This window comes from Aquibium carbonis (assembly GCF_003970795.1).
In the GTDB taxonomy this organism is placed as follows: Bacteria; Pseudomonadota; Alphaproteobacteria; order Rhizobiales; family Rhizobiaceae; genus Aquibium; species Aquibium carbonis.
On sequence record NZ_RWKW01000051.1, the window covers coordinates 32059 to 47843 of the forward strand.

12 protein-coding genes and 2 tRNA genes are annotated in these 15785 nt (G+C 67.1%); 6 read left to right on the forward strand and 8 right to left on the reverse strand.

Translation table 11 applies throughout. The features are described 5' to 3' along the window. Positions 1-362: 362 nt before the first annotated feature. From EJC49_RS14210 to EJC49_RS14230, 5 genes are all read left to right on the forward strand, one after another. The gene (locus tag EJC49_RS14210; RefSeq protein ID WP_342635357.1) at positions 363-1340 is read left to right on the forward strand and encodes a TRAP transporter substrate-binding protein; all 978 of its coding nucleotides are present in this window, start codon (positions 363-365) and stop codon (positions 1338-1340) included. A gap of 80 nt (positions 1341-1420) precedes the next feature. Further along, the gene (locus EJC49_RS14215) at positions 1421-1942 is read left to right on the forward strand and encodes a TRAP transporter small permease (protein WP_126700598.1); all 522 of its coding nucleotides are present in this window, start codon (positions 1421-1423) and stop codon (positions 1940-1942) included. A 5-nt stretch (positions 1943-1947) separates the two neighbouring features. Beyond that, on the forward strand, positions 1948-3261 hold the full coding sequence (locus EJC49_RS14220) for a TRAP transporter large permease (RefSeq protein WP_126700599.1): 1314 nt from the start codon (positions 1948-1950) through the stop codon (positions 3259-3261). Between the two features lie 14 nt (positions 3262-3275). Beyond that, on the forward strand, positions 3276-4016 hold the full coding sequence (locus EJC49_RS14225) for a sulfite exporter TauE/SafE family protein (protein ID WP_126700600.1): 741 nt from the start codon (positions 3276-3278) through the stop codon (positions 4014-4016). Then, positions 4013-4951, forward strand: coding sequence for a hypothetical protein (locus EJC49_RS14230; RefSeq protein WP_126700601.1), 939 nt, complete (start codon positions 4013-4015; stop codon positions 4949-4951). Before EJC49_RS14225 ends, EJC49_RS14230 begins: the two co-directional genes overlap by 4 nt. Positions 4952-4961: 10 nt before the next feature. Here EJC49_RS14230 and EJC49_RS14235 read toward each other — a convergent pair whose 3' ends face one another. Together EJC49_RS14235 and EJC49_RS14240 are read right to left on the reverse strand one after the other, a co-directional pair. Beyond that, positions 4962-6539, reverse strand: coding sequence for a CYTH and CHAD domain-containing protein (locus EJC49_RS14235; RefSeq protein WP_126700602.1), 1578 nt, complete (start codon positions 6537-6539; stop codon positions 4962-4964). 290 nt (positions 6540-6829) lie between these two features. Further along, positions 6830-6906: transfer RNA gene (locus EJC49_RS14240), tRNA-Asp, on the reverse strand. 290 nt (positions 6907-7196) lie between these two features. Here EJC49_RS14240 and EJC49_RS14245 point away from each other — a divergent pair. Next, a tRNA-Val gene (locus EJC49_RS14245) sits at positions 7197-7272 on the forward strand. A 545-nt stretch (positions 7273-7817) separates the two neighbouring features. On the opposite strand, the gene EJC49_RS14250 is transcribed toward EJC49_RS14245, so the two are convergent. The 6 genes from EJC49_RS14250 to EJC49_RS14275 all read right to left on the reverse strand — a co-directional run bounded on the left by EJC49_RS14250 (position 7818) and on the right by EJC49_RS14275 (position 15636). Further along, positions 7818-9098, reverse strand: coding sequence for a TRAP transporter large permease (locus EJC49_RS14250; RefSeq protein WP_126700603.1), 1281 nt, complete (start codon positions 9096-9098; stop codon positions 7818-7820). After that, the gene (locus tag EJC49_RS14255; RefSeq protein ID WP_126700604.1) at positions 9095-9607 is read right to left on the reverse strand and encodes a TRAP transporter small permease; all 513 of its coding nucleotides are present in this window, start codon (positions 9605-9607) and stop codon (positions 9095-9097) included. The genes EJC49_RS14250 and EJC49_RS14255 overlap by 4 nt, the downstream gene beginning before the upstream one ends. 68 nt (positions 9608-9675) lie before the next feature. Continuing rightward, positions 9676-10641 carry a TRAP transporter substrate-binding protein gene (locus tag EJC49_RS14260; RefSeq protein WP_126700605.1) on the reverse strand — a complete coding sequence of 322 codons (966 nt, stop codon included), beginning with the start codon at positions 10639-10641 and terminating at the stop codon, positions 9676-9678. 545 nt (positions 10642-11186) lie between these two features. After that, complete coding sequence (locus EJC49_RS14265; protein ID WP_126700606.1) at positions 11187-12362, reverse strand: hypothetical protein; 1176 nt, start codon at positions 12360-12362, stop codon at positions 11187-11189. Then, on the reverse strand, positions 12362-15106 hold the full coding sequence (locus EJC49_RS14270; RefSeq protein WP_126700607.1) for a vWA domain-containing protein: 2745 nt from the start codon (positions 15104-15106) through the stop codon (positions 12362-12364). Before EJC49_RS14270 ends, EJC49_RS14265 begins: the two co-directional genes overlap by 1 nt. Beyond that, positions 15103-15636, reverse strand: a complete 534-nt coding sequence (locus EJC49_RS14275; RefSeq protein WP_126700608.1) for a hypothetical protein — start codon at positions 15634-15636, stop codon at positions 15103-15105. The genes EJC49_RS14270 and EJC49_RS14275 overlap by 4 nt, the downstream gene beginning before the upstream one ends. Between the last annotated feature and the right edge of the window lie 149 nt (positions 15637-15785).

The following is a 15785-nucleotide window of genomic DNA, read 5'->3' on the forward strand; positions in this document are numbered from 1 at the left end:
CCGGCTCCAACGGAGAGTCCGCGTTGCCGCGTAAGCCTCTGTTTTCGAACGGCTTTGCGGCGGCACTCCGTGCAGACGCTGGATCCGGCGGGCCGATGCCGCACGCAGCCGGCGCATGCCGAGGTTTCGCAGATAAAACGTTGACAATTTGTCATCGTGTGACAGGATCGTGATCAAGAACGCCTGACGCAGGGGAGCGAACGGGCCAGACGACCGCTCTCGTCCGCAAGGTCGCGCGCGGTTCGTTTCGGGCGGGGTCGCAACATAGACCTTGCGCCGGGCGCTCCTTCGGGCTTCCAATGAGAACAAGCGAAAGACCACCGGGAACGTCATCCAACGACCAGAACAATGGGAGAAAGACCATGATGAAGAGCTTCAAGACGCTTCTTGCCGCCACCGCGCTGACGGGCATGGCCGCAAGCGCCGCCACGGCCGAGACCTGGGACATGCCGATGGCCTATCCGGCCACGAACTTCCATTCCGAGAACGCCTCGCAGTTTGCGGCCTGCGTGAAGGAGGCCACCGGCGGGGCGCTCGACATCGTCACCCATGCGGGCGGGTCGCTTTTCTCGGGCAGCGACATCAAGCGCGCGGTGCAGACCGGCCAGGCGCCGATCGGCGAGCGGCTGATCTCGGCACACGCCAACGAGAACCCGCTGTTCGGGGTCGATTCCATCCCGTTCCTCGCCACCTCCTTCGCCGATTCCGACAAGCTGTGGGCAGCTGCACGCCCGCAGCTGGAAAAGGTCCTGGCCGACCAGAACCTGGTCTACATCTACGCCGTGCCGTGGCCGCCGCAGGGCTTCTACTTCAAGAAGGACGTGAACTCGGTCGCCGACATGGCCGGCATCAAGTTCCGGGCCTACAATGCCGCCACCGCGCGCATTGCCGAGCTGGCCGGCATGGCGCCGGTGCAGATCGAGGCCGCCGAACTCAGCCAGGCGCTGGCCACGGGCGTCGCCGAGGCCTTCATCTCGTCGGGCGCGACCGGCGTCGATTCGAAGGTTTGGGAAAGCCTGACGCATTTCTACGACGTGCAGGCCTGGCTGCCGCGCAACGTGGTCTTCGCCAACAAGGATGCGTTCGACGCGCTCGACGACGCGGCGAAGAAGGCCCTGACGGACTGCGGCGACACGGCGGCGGCAAGCGGTGCGGCCAAGTCGGAAGAACTGACCGCCGGCTACCTGAAGACGCTGGCCGACAACGGCATGACGGTCAGCGGCCCCAGCGAGCAGCTCGAGGCCGACCTCGCCGCCTTCGGCACGACGATGTCGGACGAGTGGGTGAGTTCGGCCGGCGAGGACGGCAAGGCGATCATCGACGCCTACAGGGGCCAGTAGCCTCCCGCACATGCTCATGACGCGCTCCGGCCCGGCGTGAAAGCCGCGCCGGAACGCCCATCCACTTGCGGGGACCCATCATGGCTTCAGCAATCCGGCGCGCGCTCGACGCGGTCTACGACCTTGCCGCCATGCTCGCGGCGCTCTGCCTCGTGCTCATCCTGGCGGTCATCGTGCTCCAGATGGCCTCGCGCTGGACCGGCATCCCCTTCCCCGGCTCGTCCGAATATGCCGGCTACCTGATGGCCACCGCGTCCTTCCTCGCCTTCGCGCATGCGCTGAACCGGGGCGCGCACATCCGCGTCAGCCTGTTCCTGACCGCGCTCGGGCCGCGGCGCTTCTGGGGCGAGCTCTGGGGCCTGGCGATCGGCACCGCGGCGAGCGGCTATCTGGCATGGTACGCCGTGCGGACGGTCCAGCTGTCGATCAAGTTCAACGACGTCAGCCAGGGCCAGGACGCGACCCCGATCTGGATCCCGCAGGTGCCGATGGCGGCGGGCGCGGTGCTGCTGGCGGTCTGCTTCGCCGACAACCTGATCACCCTGATCGCGACGCGCCGGGACAACATCCGCGCCTCGGCGATCGAAGACGCGGCGGAGTAGGCGCCTTGGAACAGCTCCTGCCCATCGCGATCTTCCTCTTCGTCCTTTTCCTCCTGCTTGGAACCGGCGTGTGGGTGGGTCTCGCCTTGCTCGGCGTCGCCTTCGTAGGCATGGAGCTGTTCACGACGCGGCCGGCTGGCGACGCGATGATGACCGTCATCTGGCGTTCGGCCTCGTCATGGACCCTGACGGCGCTGCCGCTGTTCATCTGGATGGGCGAGATCCTGTTTCGCACGCGCCTGTCGGAGGACATGTTCAAGGGGCTGTCGCCCTGGATGGCGAAGCTGCCGGGCGGCCTCCTGCACACCAACATCGTCGGCTGCACGGTGTTTGCCGCCGTCTCCGGCTCGTCGGCCGCGACGCTGACGACCGTGGGCAAGATGTCGATCCCGGAACTGCGCAAGCGCAACTATCCCGAAAAGCACGTCATCGGCACGCTGGCCGGCGCGGCCACGCTCGGCCTGATGATCCCGCCCTCGCTGACGCTCATCGTCTATGGCGTGACGATCAACGAATCCATCACCAAGCTCTTCATCGCAGGCATCGTTCCGGGGCTCGTGCTGGCAGGCATGTTCATGCTCTATGTCGTTGCGGTGTCGCGCTTTTCGCCGGGCTACCGCCCCGATCCGGAGCCGCCGATGAGCTTTTCGCAGCGGGTTGCGAATTCGCGCTTCCTCATCCCCGTGCTGCTGCTGATCATGGCCGTCATCGGATCGATGTATCTGGGCCTGGCGACAGCCACGGAGGCCGCCGCCATCGGCGTCATCGGCGCGCTCGCGCTGGCCGCCGCGCAAGGGTCGCTGACCTGGACGAACTTCGTCGAAAGCCTGCTCGGGGCCACGCGCACCTCGGCCATGATCGCGCTCATCCTGGCCGGCGCGGCCTTCCTGTCGCTGTCGATGGGCTTCACCGGGCTGCCGCGGCACCTGGCCGAGTGGATCGCCGCGATGCAGCTGTCGCGCTTCGAGCTCCTGATGATGCTGCTCGTCTTCTACATCATCATCGGCTGCTTCCTGGACGGCATCTCCTCGGTCGTTCTCACCATCGCCGTCGTCGAACCGATGATCCGGGCGGCGGGCATCGACATCATCTGGTTCGGCATCTTCATCGTGGTGGTGGTGGAGATGGCGCAGATCACGCCGCCCATCGGCTTCAACCTGTTCGTGCTGCAGGGCATGACGCGCCACGAGATGAGCTTCATCGCGCGGGCCGCCTTCCCGATGTTCCTGATCATGGTGGTGATGGTGTTCGTGCTGATCGCCTTCCCCCAGCTGGCCACCTGGCTGCCCGACAACATGCGCCCCAGCGCGGCGGGCTGACGGGCGCGGACGACATGGACCTCGTGGCCTTTACGGGACTTGGCGCGCCATGGCTCGTGGTCGTCGGCCTGATCATCGTCCTGGCCGCGATCGTGCAGCTCGGGCTGGGCATGGGCTTCGGGCTGACGGCGGCGCCGCTGCTGGCCCTGATCGACCCCGCGCTGGTGCCCGGACCGACGCTCATCCTCGGCATGCTGAGCTCGACATGGGGCGCGATCGGCGAGCGCCAGGCGATCGCCTGGAACGAGGTCGGCATCGGCTCGATCGGCCGGGCGGCAGGCGTCGTCATCGCGACGGGCGTCCTGACCGTGCTGGCGGGCGGGCGGGGCTTTTCCATCGCCTTCGGCCTGATGGTGGGTCTTGCGGTGGCGATGTCGATCTACGGCCGGCGGATCCCCTTCACCCGGCGCAACCTCATCGGCATGTCGACGCTGTCGGGGCTGATGGCCACCATCACCTCGGTCGGCGCGCCGCCGCTCGCGCTGATGTACCAGGACCGGCCCTCCGCCGAGGCTCGCCCCACGCTCGCCGCCTTCTTCGCGCTCGGCTGCCTGTTCTCGCTGGCCGGGCTGGCCGCGAGCGGTCACGCGGGGAGCCGCGACCTGGTGCTGGCCGGGCTGATGCTGCCGCCGATGCTTGCCGGCATCGTCGTCGCCCGGGGCCTGCGTGGACGCTTCGACCGCCGCTATCGGCCAGCCCTGCTCACCGTGGCCGGGGTCGCCGCGGCGCTGCTCGTGCTGCGGGGGCTGGCGTGAACAGGCTCGCGGCGCTGCTTTCGCTCGCCGGACGGCATGGCCGCGCCGTGCTGGTGGTCGGCCTTCTCGCCGGCATCGCCCTGCCCGGTCTCGCCCTCGCCATGAAGCCGTGGATCGCCGAGCTGGTGGCGGGGCTGCTCTTCATCGCCGCGCTCAGGGTGGGGCCACGCCAGGCCTTCGGCGCGCTGGCCGACATCCGGGCCTCGCTCGGCGTCGCGCTGGTCTACCAGGTGGCGCTGCCGGTGGTGCTGCTGGTCGCCTTCGGCCTTCTGGGCTGGCACGGCGCGCTGGCCACCGGGCTGGTGCTGATGGCGGCGGCGGCGCCGATCTCGGGCAGCCCCAACCTGACGGTGATGACGGGAAACGATCCGGCGCCGGCGCTGCGGCTGATGGTGCTCGGCACCGCGATCCTGCCCCTGACGGTCATCCCGGTGTTCTGGCTGGCGCCGGTGCTCGGCGAACCCGGCGCCGTGGTCGGCTCGGCCGCGCGGCTGCTCGTCATCATCGGCGGCGCGGCGGGCGCCGCCTTCCTGATCCGCGGCCTGCTGGTGAAGAACCCCGCGCCCGCCACGATCGCGGCCTTCGACGGCTTGTCGGCGATCGCCATGGCCATCGTGGTGGTGGGGCTGATGTCGGCCGTTGGCCCCGCCATCCGCGAACGGCCGGCCGATCTGGCGCTGGCGCTCGGCGCCGCCGTCGCCGGCAATTTCGGGCTCCAGATCGCGGCGGCGACGGTCTTGAAGCGAATCGCGGCGCAGCCGGCCGTCGCCGCGCTCGGCATCATCGCCGGGAACCGCAACATCGCGCTGTTCCTCACCGCCCTGCCCGCTGCCGTGACCGATCCGCTGCTGCTGTTCATCGGCTGCTACCAGGTGCCGATGTACCTGACGCCGATCCTGCTGCGCCGGCTCTATCCGCCGCCGCGGGCGGAGTGACCGTCCTGCCTCAATCGGGCCAGGGCATCTTCGCCGACGAAAAGGCTTTCCAGCGTAGCCGCAGGTCGGCCTCCATCGCCGCGAGATCGCGCGCCTGCCAGCCGCGGATCTCGCCACAGGCGCGGTGCACGCTGGGAGGCGCCTCGGGGCCGGCCAGCCGGTCGAGCAGCTGGTCCGTGGTGGCGATGTCGTTGTAGCGGCCAAGCCCGTCCTGAATGCGCGAGAGCGCCTTGGCGAAGCCGGCCGCCTTCTTGTCGCGCGCGCAGAGCGGCAGCAGGAAGTCGCTGAGATAGCGCAGCTTCTTGACCGCGAGACGGACCTCGTGGCGGCCCTCCGCATCGAGCCTGGCGAAGCGGCGGCCCCGCTTGAGCGCCTTGCGCACCTGCCGGTCGAGAACCGTGCCGGCGAAACCGGCGGCGGGCGCCCCCAGCACCGCCAGGGCGTCGGCGTCCGCCTCCCCGCGCCAGCCATGGCCTTCGATCCAGCGGGCGAGCGCCAGCGGCAGACGAAGCGCGCGCCTGTCGGCGAGCGCCGCGCGGGCCCGGGCATAGGCGGCCTCGTGCAGCGGCTGGACGGCAGCCCGGACGGCTGCAAAGCCGGACGGATCGGCGCAGGCCTCTTCCACCGGCGGAATGGTCTCGGCCAGGAACACGTCGAAGCCGCGCGCATCGCCCTGTTCGCCGGCCAGCCACCGGGCGTCCTGCGCGAAGCCGGTCGCGGCGGCGCTGCCCGTCGCGTCGGCGATCACCTTCAGGATCGACCGCAGGCGCCGCAGCGCGACACGGGTCTGGTGAATGCCCTCCGGATGACGCCCGTCCATGGCCGCCGGCCGGTTGTCCAGAAAGTGCCGCAGCGATTCCGACAGCATGACGGCGAAGGCGTCGTCGAGCGCGACGCTGCGCGACACCGCGGGCCGGAGCGGCTTTCGCCAGGCGGGCGGGCGGTCGAAGGCGAGATCGAAGCCGCGGGCGGCCTTGGAATAGAGGCTCATCTCGGCGGGGCCGTGTTCGAGCATGTCGAGGGCCACGTCGTAGAGCGCGCCCACCTCGCCCGAGACGAGCTCGAGCTCGATCTCGCTCAGCGCCACCACGCGGCCGCCCGCCTCGACCGTCCCCGAATCGATGGCCAGCTCGATGCAGGCGTTCGGGAGGTCGAGCTTGCGGGCGCGGCGACGCACCGTCGTGGTCACGACCGGCTCGAGCGGCGCATCGGCGACGAGGGCGCGGAAGGCCTTCGGCACGCCGTCGGGAAGGACGCCGAGATCGGGCGCGTCGCCGAGGATCCCGACCTCCCACTCGCCACGCCCGACGAGCCCGTCGCCGGCGCCGCCCCCGGCCGACTTCACCGTCATGATGCGGCTGCGGCCGACGCTGCGCACGCGCAGCGCGAAGCCGGCGGCCGTCAGCGCGCGGTCGGGCGTGTCGAAATAGACGGAGCCGAGGTTGCGCACGGTGCCCATGTTGCGCGCATGCGCCACGACCATCCCCGCCTTGGCGAGATCGTCGATGGCGGCCGGCGGCGCCACGAGCTTGAGCTCGATCTCGCGCGCGGCGGCAGGCGCCGCTGGCTTGCGTCGCGGGGCTGCCATGCGCGGCGACGCCGTGTCGGAAATCCCGTCCAAACTTCACCGATCCGTTGCCGTTGCACCGGCCGGAAGCGTCGGGGATTTCGCATGGCGGGTCAAGGGCGCGCGGACAAGCGACCGTGGCGCGACGACGTCTGCGGGCTTCCGGACGGTCATGGGCTTCCGGAAAGTCATCCGCCCTCGGGAGGTCATGCGCTCTCGGGAGGCGGGACTTGCGGCAGCGCAGCACCGGCGGCACGGCCGCCTGGCGGATCATGATCCGCTGGCGTGAAAAACCATTTCGGGACAGAAAATGGCGCGAGTGACGGGGCTCGAACCCGCGACCTCCGGCGTGACAGGCCGGCACTCTAACCGACTGAGCTACACCCGCGCATCCGACATCGGCGCCTCGGCGCCCGTTGTCGTGGCGGGTGATTACGGGGTTCGGCTGGGTGTGTCAAGCGCATTCGGGAGGCTCGTCGAACTTGTTGTCCGGCTGTCCGAAACCCGTGCGCGGACCAGCGCGGAAACAGGGCGTTCGCCGGCGCGACCGCCACCCGCGCGGACGCGCTTGCGGCCTTGCCCAACCATGTGGATGCGGAGACGCGGTCTCCCGGGAGATGAAATCCGGTCCGGCGCGGCTTGCGCGGACGGCGCAATGCGCTTAAATCGCACCGGGTAGGGCGATTAGCTCAGTTGGTAGAGCGCTTCGTTTACACCGAAGATGTCGGGAGTTCGAGTCTCTCATCGCCCACCATGTTTTCAAAGACTTGGGTCTCTTTCGGCGGACCGGCGCCGCCGAAACCGCCGCCGGATCGGGGTGGCGGGCTTGCCACGATGGTGTGAGATTTCCGGGCTTTCGGCCCATTGGTTCGCCCATTTCCGTTGGGATCTGCAGTCGGGCGCAGCGGCAGAGGCCGGTCGGGCCGTCTGGCGCGTGCGGCGCGAAGCGGCAGAAGCCGGGCGAGGCGGCGATCATCGAAGCGGCCCTCACCCGGGGTCAGCGCCTTTGGCGCCGGTTCTTCGATCGAGACCGGCGCCCACGGATCACCGAGCACGCCGTTGAACGCCTTTGCGTCGACGCCCGCCGCGAGCGAGCCTGTCCGTTCGCCGCGAAGGCCGTGCGCCGTCTCGCGACGGCGAAACCGCCGGCACAGTTCCTGGACCGACAGCGATGATCCTTCCTTCCAAGGGTGACGCTACAGGAGGACCGGTCCGCCGCGCGTGAGCACGGCCTCGCCAGATCGATGGCGGAGAAGCCGTTCGACGTCTCGCCGCCACCAGGCGCAGGGATCCGGAGCGTCACCGCCCCAGGATCATCTCCACCGGCCAAAGGGTGATCGCCGGCACGTAGGTGATCACCATGAGCGCCGCCAGCACCGTCAGGACGAACCAGATCAGCTGTGGAATGATCCTGGCCACCGGGATGTTTGCGACCGCGCATGCGGCGAACAGGTTCACACCCAAAGGCGGCGTGATCATGCCAACGGCGAGGTTCACCACGATAATCAGGCCGAAATGCACCGGATCGACCCCATAGGCCACCGCGATCGGTGCGAGGATCGGCGCCAGCACCAGGATGGCGGCCGCGGTCTCGATGAACATGCCGACGATGAGAAGCAGCACATTGACCGCGAGCAGGAACACGACACGGCTTTCGAACATCTCCTTGAACCAGGCCGCGATGTCGTTGGGCAGACCGGACCGGGCAATCAGGAAGGAAAACAGCGCAGCCGCCGAGATGATGATCATGATCGCGCTGGTCGATATGACCGTGCGCTTCAGGATGTCCGACAGGTCGGACAGCTTGAGCTCCCGATAGACAAGAAGCCCCACGACCAGCGCCGAGGCAACGGCGGCGGCCGACGCTTCGGTCGGCGTGAAAATTCCGGTGTAGATGCCGCCGAGAATGACGAAGGGCACGACCAGCGCCGGCAACGCCGCCACGAATGCCTTGCCGACGGGCAATCGACCCTCGCCGTCATTCTGGCCGATGCCCCGCATGTGACAGATAACCAGCACCAGAGCCATCAGCGACCCGGCGACCAGGACACCCGGGCCGAGCCCGGCGACAAACAATTGTCCGATCGACGTGTCGGTGGCCACGCCATAGAGGATCAACGGAATGGACGGCGGTATCAGCACGCCGAGTTCTGCCGAACTGGCCTGGATCGAAGCGGCGAGCGGTACGGGATAGCCGTGCCGCGCCATGGCGGGAATGAGGATCGCGCCGATCGCGAAGGTGGTGGCGACACTCGAGCCGGAGACGGAGGCGAACATCATGCATGTTAGCACGCAGGTGCATGCCAGCCCGCCCTGAACGCCCCCGACCAGCGACTTTGCCAGTTCCACCAGACGAAGCGAAATGCCGCCTGCCGACATCAGATTGCCGGCGAGGATGAAGAGCGGAATCGCCATCAAGGGGAAGCTGTCCAGCCCCGTGAACATGCGCTGGGCGACCAGAAGCAGCGGCAGACGCCCGTGCACCTCGATACCGATGATCGAGGCAAGCCCGATGGCTACGGCGATCGGCACGCCAAGCAGGAACAGGATCGTCAGCGAAAGTCCCAGCGCCATGTTCATGACGCCACCTCGCTTGGGTGCCCCTGCCCTTCATCGGCGTCGCCAAGAAGGCTGCGCACAATGCAGGCCAAAAGCGCAATGATCGTGAAGACCGCGCCGACGGGCAACGCGGCATAGGCCCAGGCGATCGAGACATCGAGTGCGGCGAGCTTCTGATTGACGACCCGAAGCGTCATCGCCCAGCCCTGCCAGAACAGAAACGCAAAGAAAACGACAGACAGAACGTTCGCGCCGACATGCAACGACAGGCCCACGCGCGGCGGCAGCATGTGGCGGATGATGTCGACCGAGATCATCGAGCCGTACCGGAACGCAGGCGCAGCGCCAAGGAACACGGACCAGATCATCGCGGAGCGGGTGATCACCTCGGACCATGTCGACGGCTCGCCGAAAGCGAAGCGTGTGATCACCTGGAACAGCGCAAGCGCCGTCGCGGTGACGAGAAAAGCCATCGACAGCCGCATCGCAAGGCCAGTCGTCAGGTCTTCGAGCTTGAGAAAGAGCCACATGCCGCCAACTTCCGCCTGTGAAAAGGCCGGCGCTGGTGTCGCGCCGACCCATACTGTTCGGGAAGTGGCTACTCTACGGCCTGGATGCGCTCGACCATTTCGGTGCCGTACTGGTCGGTGTAGACCGCGTAGGACGAACGGGCGAGTTCGGCGAACGGCGCCTTGTCGATGTCGGTGATGACCTCCATGCCGTTCTGCCGCAACAGTTCCACGCCTGTTTCCTCGAGGCGGTTGACCTCGTCGCGGGTCGCCTGCACCGAGGCGGCCGCCGCTTCATAGAACCAGCCACGTTCCTCGTCGCTCAAACCGTCCATGACGCTCGGCGACGCAAGCACCAGAGCCGGCGAATAGACGTGCCCGGTCAGCGAGACATATTTCTGCACTTCCCAGAACTTGGTGGCCGTGATGACCGTAATCGGGTTTTCCTGGCCGTCGATCACGCCCTGCTGCAGGGCGGCGAAGAGTTCGGGGAACGCCATCGGCGTCGGCGCGGCACCCATGCCGCTGAAGGCCTCCATGTGCACCCTGTTTTCCATGGTGCGCAGCTTGAGACCCTTCAGGTCGTCCGGTGTGCGAATGGGGCGCTCGGAATTGGTGACATGGCGAAAGCCGTTCTCCGACCAGGCCAGGCCGACGAGCTGGTTCTCGTCGATCTTGGCGAGAAGCTCCTTGCCGATGTCGCCGTCCAGCACCTTGCGTGCATGGTCGTAGTCGCGGAACAGGAACGGCAGGTCGAGGGCGTAGACCTCGGGCACGAAGTTGCCCATCGGTCCAGACGAGGTGATGACGATATCGACCGACCCGATCTGCAGCCCCTCGATCATGTCCCGCTCGCCACCAAGCTGGCCAGAAGGCGAAATTTCGCCGGTGAAGGCGCCGCCCGACAGGTCTTCGAGAACTTCGAGAAATTTCTGCGCCCCGACGCCGTAGTGCGACGTGGTCGTTGTCGCCAGGCCCAGGACGAGTTTCTGCTGGGCCTCGGCGGACGTCACCATGAGCGCTGCGGCAAACAGGCCCGAAATCAAAAGCTTCATTTGGTTCTCCTCCCAAAAATTCACGCAGTTCATTGTCATTTTCGTTCGAACGGCAAGCTGCGTCCCCGCCGGTGGACCGTCTCAATACTTCAGAGTCATCGGAAACAAGAATGTACAAGGCTGGGATCACCGCGTGGGATGCCGGCTCGCAAACAAGCTTCCGATCAGTTCCGAAGAACGGCGTGGCCGACAATCGGGCAACGCCGAACAGATCATTGTCCGGATAAAATTGACCTCCCGAGCGGGAAGCTTGCACCTCGAGATTGCTATGTCAAATTGGGAGCGAGCCGCGCTTTGTCACTCTTCACCGACCCTTCCGTGTCGAAAGGGTGGCGGCCGCCGGGAGATGCGCATGCGGGAGGGTTTTACCCCCGGCTCCGCAGGCCGACGACACGCTGGTCAAGGCGCGATCAGAAGGAGGCTTCACTCGCCTGTCATTTCGGTCGCGGGCTTCCGCGATACGCCCCTCGACGCCGCATGCGAGAGCGTTTTTCCGTGGCCTGCGATAGCAGCCTTGTGCCTTGGAGCATGGGACGCGACACGCTTTAGCTTCCGATCGCCTCGAGATAGCGGCCGGGAACGAACCCGGTGATGTCATCGTGACTAATCTCGCACCACGACGCGTCGAGCACCCGTCTTTTCCCGGCGTCGGTCAGTTCTTCGTACCGGTAGGCTTCCATGTATGGCTCGCAGCCGAGCACCAGGATGTCCGTGGCATCGCCCGGGATCGAGCCGACGCTGGCCGCATCGCGATTTCCAGCGCTCCGCGCCGCAAGCCGCTTTCCCGCGGGCACGCCGATCAGCCGGTAGGCGGGGCCGGATACGCCGACACCCGGCAGATCGTCCTCGTATGGCTCGTCCGCGGCGAGATCGTCCAGCGGCGTCGCGGCGCCGCCCACCCGTTCGAGAGTGACCGGGTCCGAGAACCCCTCGCCCGCAAGCGTTGCTTCCATACGCCCGGAAGCGAGGCCGGCAAGCCGGATCGCCAGCCTGTACTCACCGTCGAACTCGCTGCTGCGGATGAACACGACGAGTTCGTCGCGCGTGAAACGCAGCGTGCCGATCTCGCCCTCGTGCGCGACGTTGCCGCCCATGCTCAGCCACACCCCGAGGGTCCCGTGGACTTCGCCGAGCGACCGGCTGGAGCGTCTGATGTCGAGCGTGCCGTGCTGGCGACCGGACCCGATGAGGTTCCACATGCCGACGAGCTGGGAATCAACCGGACCGGCTCCGCTCATGCCGGCGTGGTCGATGAAGGTTTCGAAGGCGGCGGTCGGCGCCTCGTACATCGGGATCGGCCAGTAGACCGGTGCATCCACCGCTTGCGTCAGGCGCGGCCTCCGAGACGACGTCAGGCGCGCGTTCCAGTCGCCCTGTCGAAGGGTGGTGTCGTCGTTCCAGCCCCAGCGCCCGGTCCAGGCCCTGCCGTCCTTCGTCAGTTCGAACTGAAAAAGACCCCAGTCGCCGTCATGGCGATTGAACGCGCCGCGCAACGTTCTGCCGTCGGGCGAGACGCGTGCCTCGATCATGCCGGTCGTGTCATAATCGCCGTAGACACGATCATCGCCCTGCAGAAGACGAAGTTCGCCGAAATCGGTGTTCCAGCGTCCTTCCCACGGTCCTGCCGCGGAAGCCGCGGCAACCAGTGCGAGGATGAAAGTGGCCATCGCCAGCGCGGTCGCAGCGAGGCGGAAGGCAAAGCCGGTGAAATTGCGGATCATCACGGTCGCCCTGCCCGTTCCAGCCCCGGCCCGCCATCGGGCCGCGTCAATATGTGGTCGAGCCAATGGCGACCGTCAGGCGCGGGCAGATCGCCGGCGAAGGCCGCACGGGGGTCGCGGCACTGCTGCATCGAAAAGCAGTCCCCCGAGACGCACAGCTCGATCATGTCGCCCGGCTTCGAGGCAAGTTGGATCGGCGCCGGGACGGGCGCGCCGTCGGGATACGCGCCCTGCCTGGCGTCGCACGCGGCGACCTGCGCGGTTCCGCGGCACATCATGTGCATGGAGGCAACGGGCGGGGTCGTCGTGCCCTCCCGCGTCTCCGCCGAAATGTTCTCGCGGAACCCCTGGGCGAAGCCGCCCGCGTAGAGGACGAGGCCGTTGTAGTAGCAAGCGTCGAGGAGATCGTCGCCCTGCTTCGGTTCTCCGCTGGAACCAAGGCGCCCATACAGTCCGGCGATTGCGCCGAAATCGCCGCCTGGCTCGGGTGCCGGGGACGGCGGCCTTGCCTCGACCGCCCTGGACCCCAGGTATTCGCCGCTGTCCGAGTAGCTCAGTTCGGGGCCTCCGTCCGCGCGTGACATGATGTGGTCGATCGCCCTTCGGCCATCGGGCAGCGTTTCGGTAGCCGACATCTCGCCACCCTGCCGCACGCAGGCATAGAGCATGCCTTCCTGGTTGCCGCGGGTTCGGTTGACGAGACGGACATGGCCGTCGGCAGCCGGCGTGACGGAGAACTCCCTTGTCTGGACGCTGTCGGGCGCTTCGGGTTGCCACATCCGGCAGCTTGCGCCCCCATCGATCGCCTTACACTGGCCGATGATGCTGGTTCGGTAGGGAATGCCGGTTGCGTCTGCGACGGGCGAACGGACCTTCGATTGAACGTAGCCGTCGGGGTAGGCGACGAATGGCGACATCGCGCATATGGCGACCGCCTCGCTGATGTCGGCACCGTTCGCAAGGTCGAAACCGGCACGCTCGACCAGGCCGTAGATGCCAGGCGGAAGCGGCGCGGATGTTCCCGTATCCTCGTTGGCGTAGGGGTTGGGCTGGCCGTCTATCGACACCTCGTCGGACCCCGGTTGCAAGCCGGCAGAGAACTCCACTTTCTCGACGATGCAGGCGTTGCGGCCATGCTCCGTGCCGCCAAAGCCGAGGCATCCGGTTCGGCCTCCATCGGACATCCTGGCAATGTCGGCGTCACTCAGACGCTGACCTTCCGTCGGGCTGAGCGTGATCTCCTCGCCGGGGCGGGCGACGGTCACGACGAGCTGGGCGCGCTTGCCGCCGCTGCCCTCGTGTCCCGTTTCCAGCCGCCACGAGCCGACCGGCAGGTACCAGGGCAGTTTCTCGTTGTTCATCACATCCCGGCCCGAAGCGAAGAACGCGGAGCCGGCCGGCTTGTCGGACGCGCGCGTGTAGGGGCGCGCGGCGGGAAACCCGCCTGCGTCCCGGAACTCGACCCAGACCCGGGCAAGCTCGAAATCGAAATCGATCTCCTTGGTCTCGCCCGGCGCGATGCTGATCAGCTTCTCGCGGGTGATCGACCGCGCGAAGGTGCCCCGGAGCACGTAGTCGCCCGGGCCGATCGCTATGTCGAGGTCTGCCCGATAGGCAAAGCCGATCCTGGCGCCCTCGTCGGCAACGCCGCCGGAAACGGGCACCAGCTCGTAGACGCCATAGCCGGTGCCCCTCTTGTTTGCCGTGCGCACACCCTTGCCGTGCTCGATCCGCTGGCCCGCATGAACCAGCGTGTTGACCTTGAGCCGCGCGGCGATGGCCCGGTCGACGACCAGAGTGTCGCCTCCTTCGGGCACCTCGATCTCGAAGCGTGCGCGCAAGGTGGCGCGGTCCTTTTCGCGGATGACTATCACATCGTAGACGCCGGGATCGAACATGCCTTCGGCAGTGTAGTCACGCTCGTGCCTCCAGCCGAGCCATTCGTCATATGCGGCCTCGCCGCGCGGCTCGATCACGATGTGAAGCTCGTTCACCTGAAGCTTCGGTCCGTCGGCCGCGTCTCGAAAGGTGAACTCGACGCGGCGCCTTGCCGGCGGGGCCGGCTCCTCCTCCACGAAGTCCTCCTCCTCTTCGACGAAGTCGTTTTCGTCCGCCATGATCGTGTCGCGCAACGCATCGACGAGCTGGTCGGCATCGCCGGCGGGGACGTAGCGTCCGCCGGTGTTTTCGGCGAGGCATGCCACCTGCCGCCCCTCGTCGCCCGTCAGGCCGAAGCCGACCACATGAGCGGTGAAGTCGATGCCGGCGGCTTCCAGCTCACGCCCGAGCGCGCATGGGTCGGCGTCGCAGGTCTCGATCCCGTCGGTGATCAGCACCACGGTTGCCGCGCGTTCCGTATAGAGCATCTCCTCGGCCGCCTTGCGCACGGCATCCGAAAGCGGCGTCATGCCACGCGGGCTGATGCGGTTGGCCGCGTCGATCATGCGCGGCACCGTCTGGCCGGCCGGTCCCATCGGCACCAGCGTTTCGATGTCGGAGCACTGGCCGCGCACACGATGGCCGTAGGCGATCATGCCGATGTTCATGCTCGGGGAGACCTCGGACAGCACGGAGGACAGTGTCTCGCGCGCGATATCGATCTTGGTGCGGCCGTCTATCTGGCCCCACATCGAACCGGATCCGTCGAGCACGATCAGCGTATCGGGCGCTGTCTGGGCGATGGCGGGCGACACCGTGAAGGACGCAGCCACAAAGCCGAGGGCGGTGACGAGATGGCGGATCATTGGCCGAACGCCTTCCGGTAGCTGTCGAGCGGAAACGTCGCGAACAATGCCTTGGTGGCCGGGTAGTCGATGGAGCCACCGCCCGAGAAATCCGTCGCGGTGAACTGGACGGCGGCGCTGCCGATCAGGCAGTTGATCATGTTCTGGTCGACGACGCCGACGCATTCGGCGTCAGCCAGAACTTCCGTGTCGGCTGCCCACCCGCCCGGCAGATTTCCGGAGGCGGCCATCGAAAGAATGTTGGCGATCAACCCGGTTGTGGCTTCGCGCTCGCTCACGAGCAGCGAGATCGTGACATTCGGGTAATCGGGCAACGCGATGTCGAACGTCGCCTGGAAGGGTCGTCCGGCATCGTTCGACGCCACCTCCGCCCGCAAGTTGAACGGATTGGTGATCGCTTCAAGGATTGCGGCGGGCACGAGATCGCGGAGCGCAAGCTCCGGGGCTTTCGCAATCGGATCGGTCAGCTGGGCGTCCTCGGCAAGCGCCGGTGCATGCAGGAAGACCACAGCCGAGAAGAGAGGGAACAATCGAAATTTCATCATGAGCCTCGCAGGGTTTGGCGCCACGCTAGCGGCCGCTCCGTCCCCTTGCGTCACTCATATGAGTGACGACGAAGCGGGGTTGGGAGGGAAAAGCTCTCGGGGCAACGTTCCTGGAGACCATCGCCATGATGAGA

What these genes read in the sequence shown, in the direction of transcription:
- EJC49_RS14255 (WP_126700604.1), bottom strand. Translation starts at nt 9,607, where the DNA reads ATGTGGCTCTTTCTCAAGCTCGAAGACCTGACGACTGGCCTTGCGATG.
- EJC49_RS14235 (WP_126700602.1), bottom strand. Translation starts at nt 6,539, where the DNA reads ATGGCAGCCCCGCGACGCAAGCCAGCGGCGCCTGCCGCCGCGCGCGAG.
- EJC49_RS14210 (WP_342635357.1), top strand. Translation starts at nt 363, where the DNA reads ATGATGAAGAGCTTCAAGACGCTTCTTGCCGCCACCGCGCTGACGGGC.
- EJC49_RS14270 (WP_126700607.1), bottom strand. Translation starts at nt 15,106, where the DNA reads ATGATCCGCCATCTCGTCACCGCCCTCGGCTTTGTGGCTGCGTCCTTC.
- EJC49_RS14225 (WP_126700600.1), top strand. Translation starts at nt 3,276, where the DNA reads ATGGACCTCGTGGCCTTTACGGGACTTGGCGCGCCATGGCTCGTGGTC.
- EJC49_RS14250 (WP_126700603.1), bottom strand. Translation starts at nt 9,098, where the DNA reads ATGAACATGGCGCTGGGACTTTCGCTGACGATCCTGTTCCTGCTTGGC.
- EJC49_RS14260 (WP_126700605.1), bottom strand. Translation starts at nt 10,641, where the DNA reads ATGAAGCTTTTGATTTCGGGCCTGTTTGCCGCAGCGCTCATGGTGACG.
- EJC49_RS14265 (WP_126700606.1), bottom strand. Translation starts at nt 12,362, where the DNA reads ATGATCCGCAATTTCACCGGCTTTGCCTTCCGCCTCGCTGCGACCGCG.
- EJC49_RS14215 (WP_126700598.1), top strand. Translation starts at nt 1,421, where the DNA reads ATGGCTTCAGCAATCCGGCGCGCGCTCGACGCGGTCTACGACCTTGCC.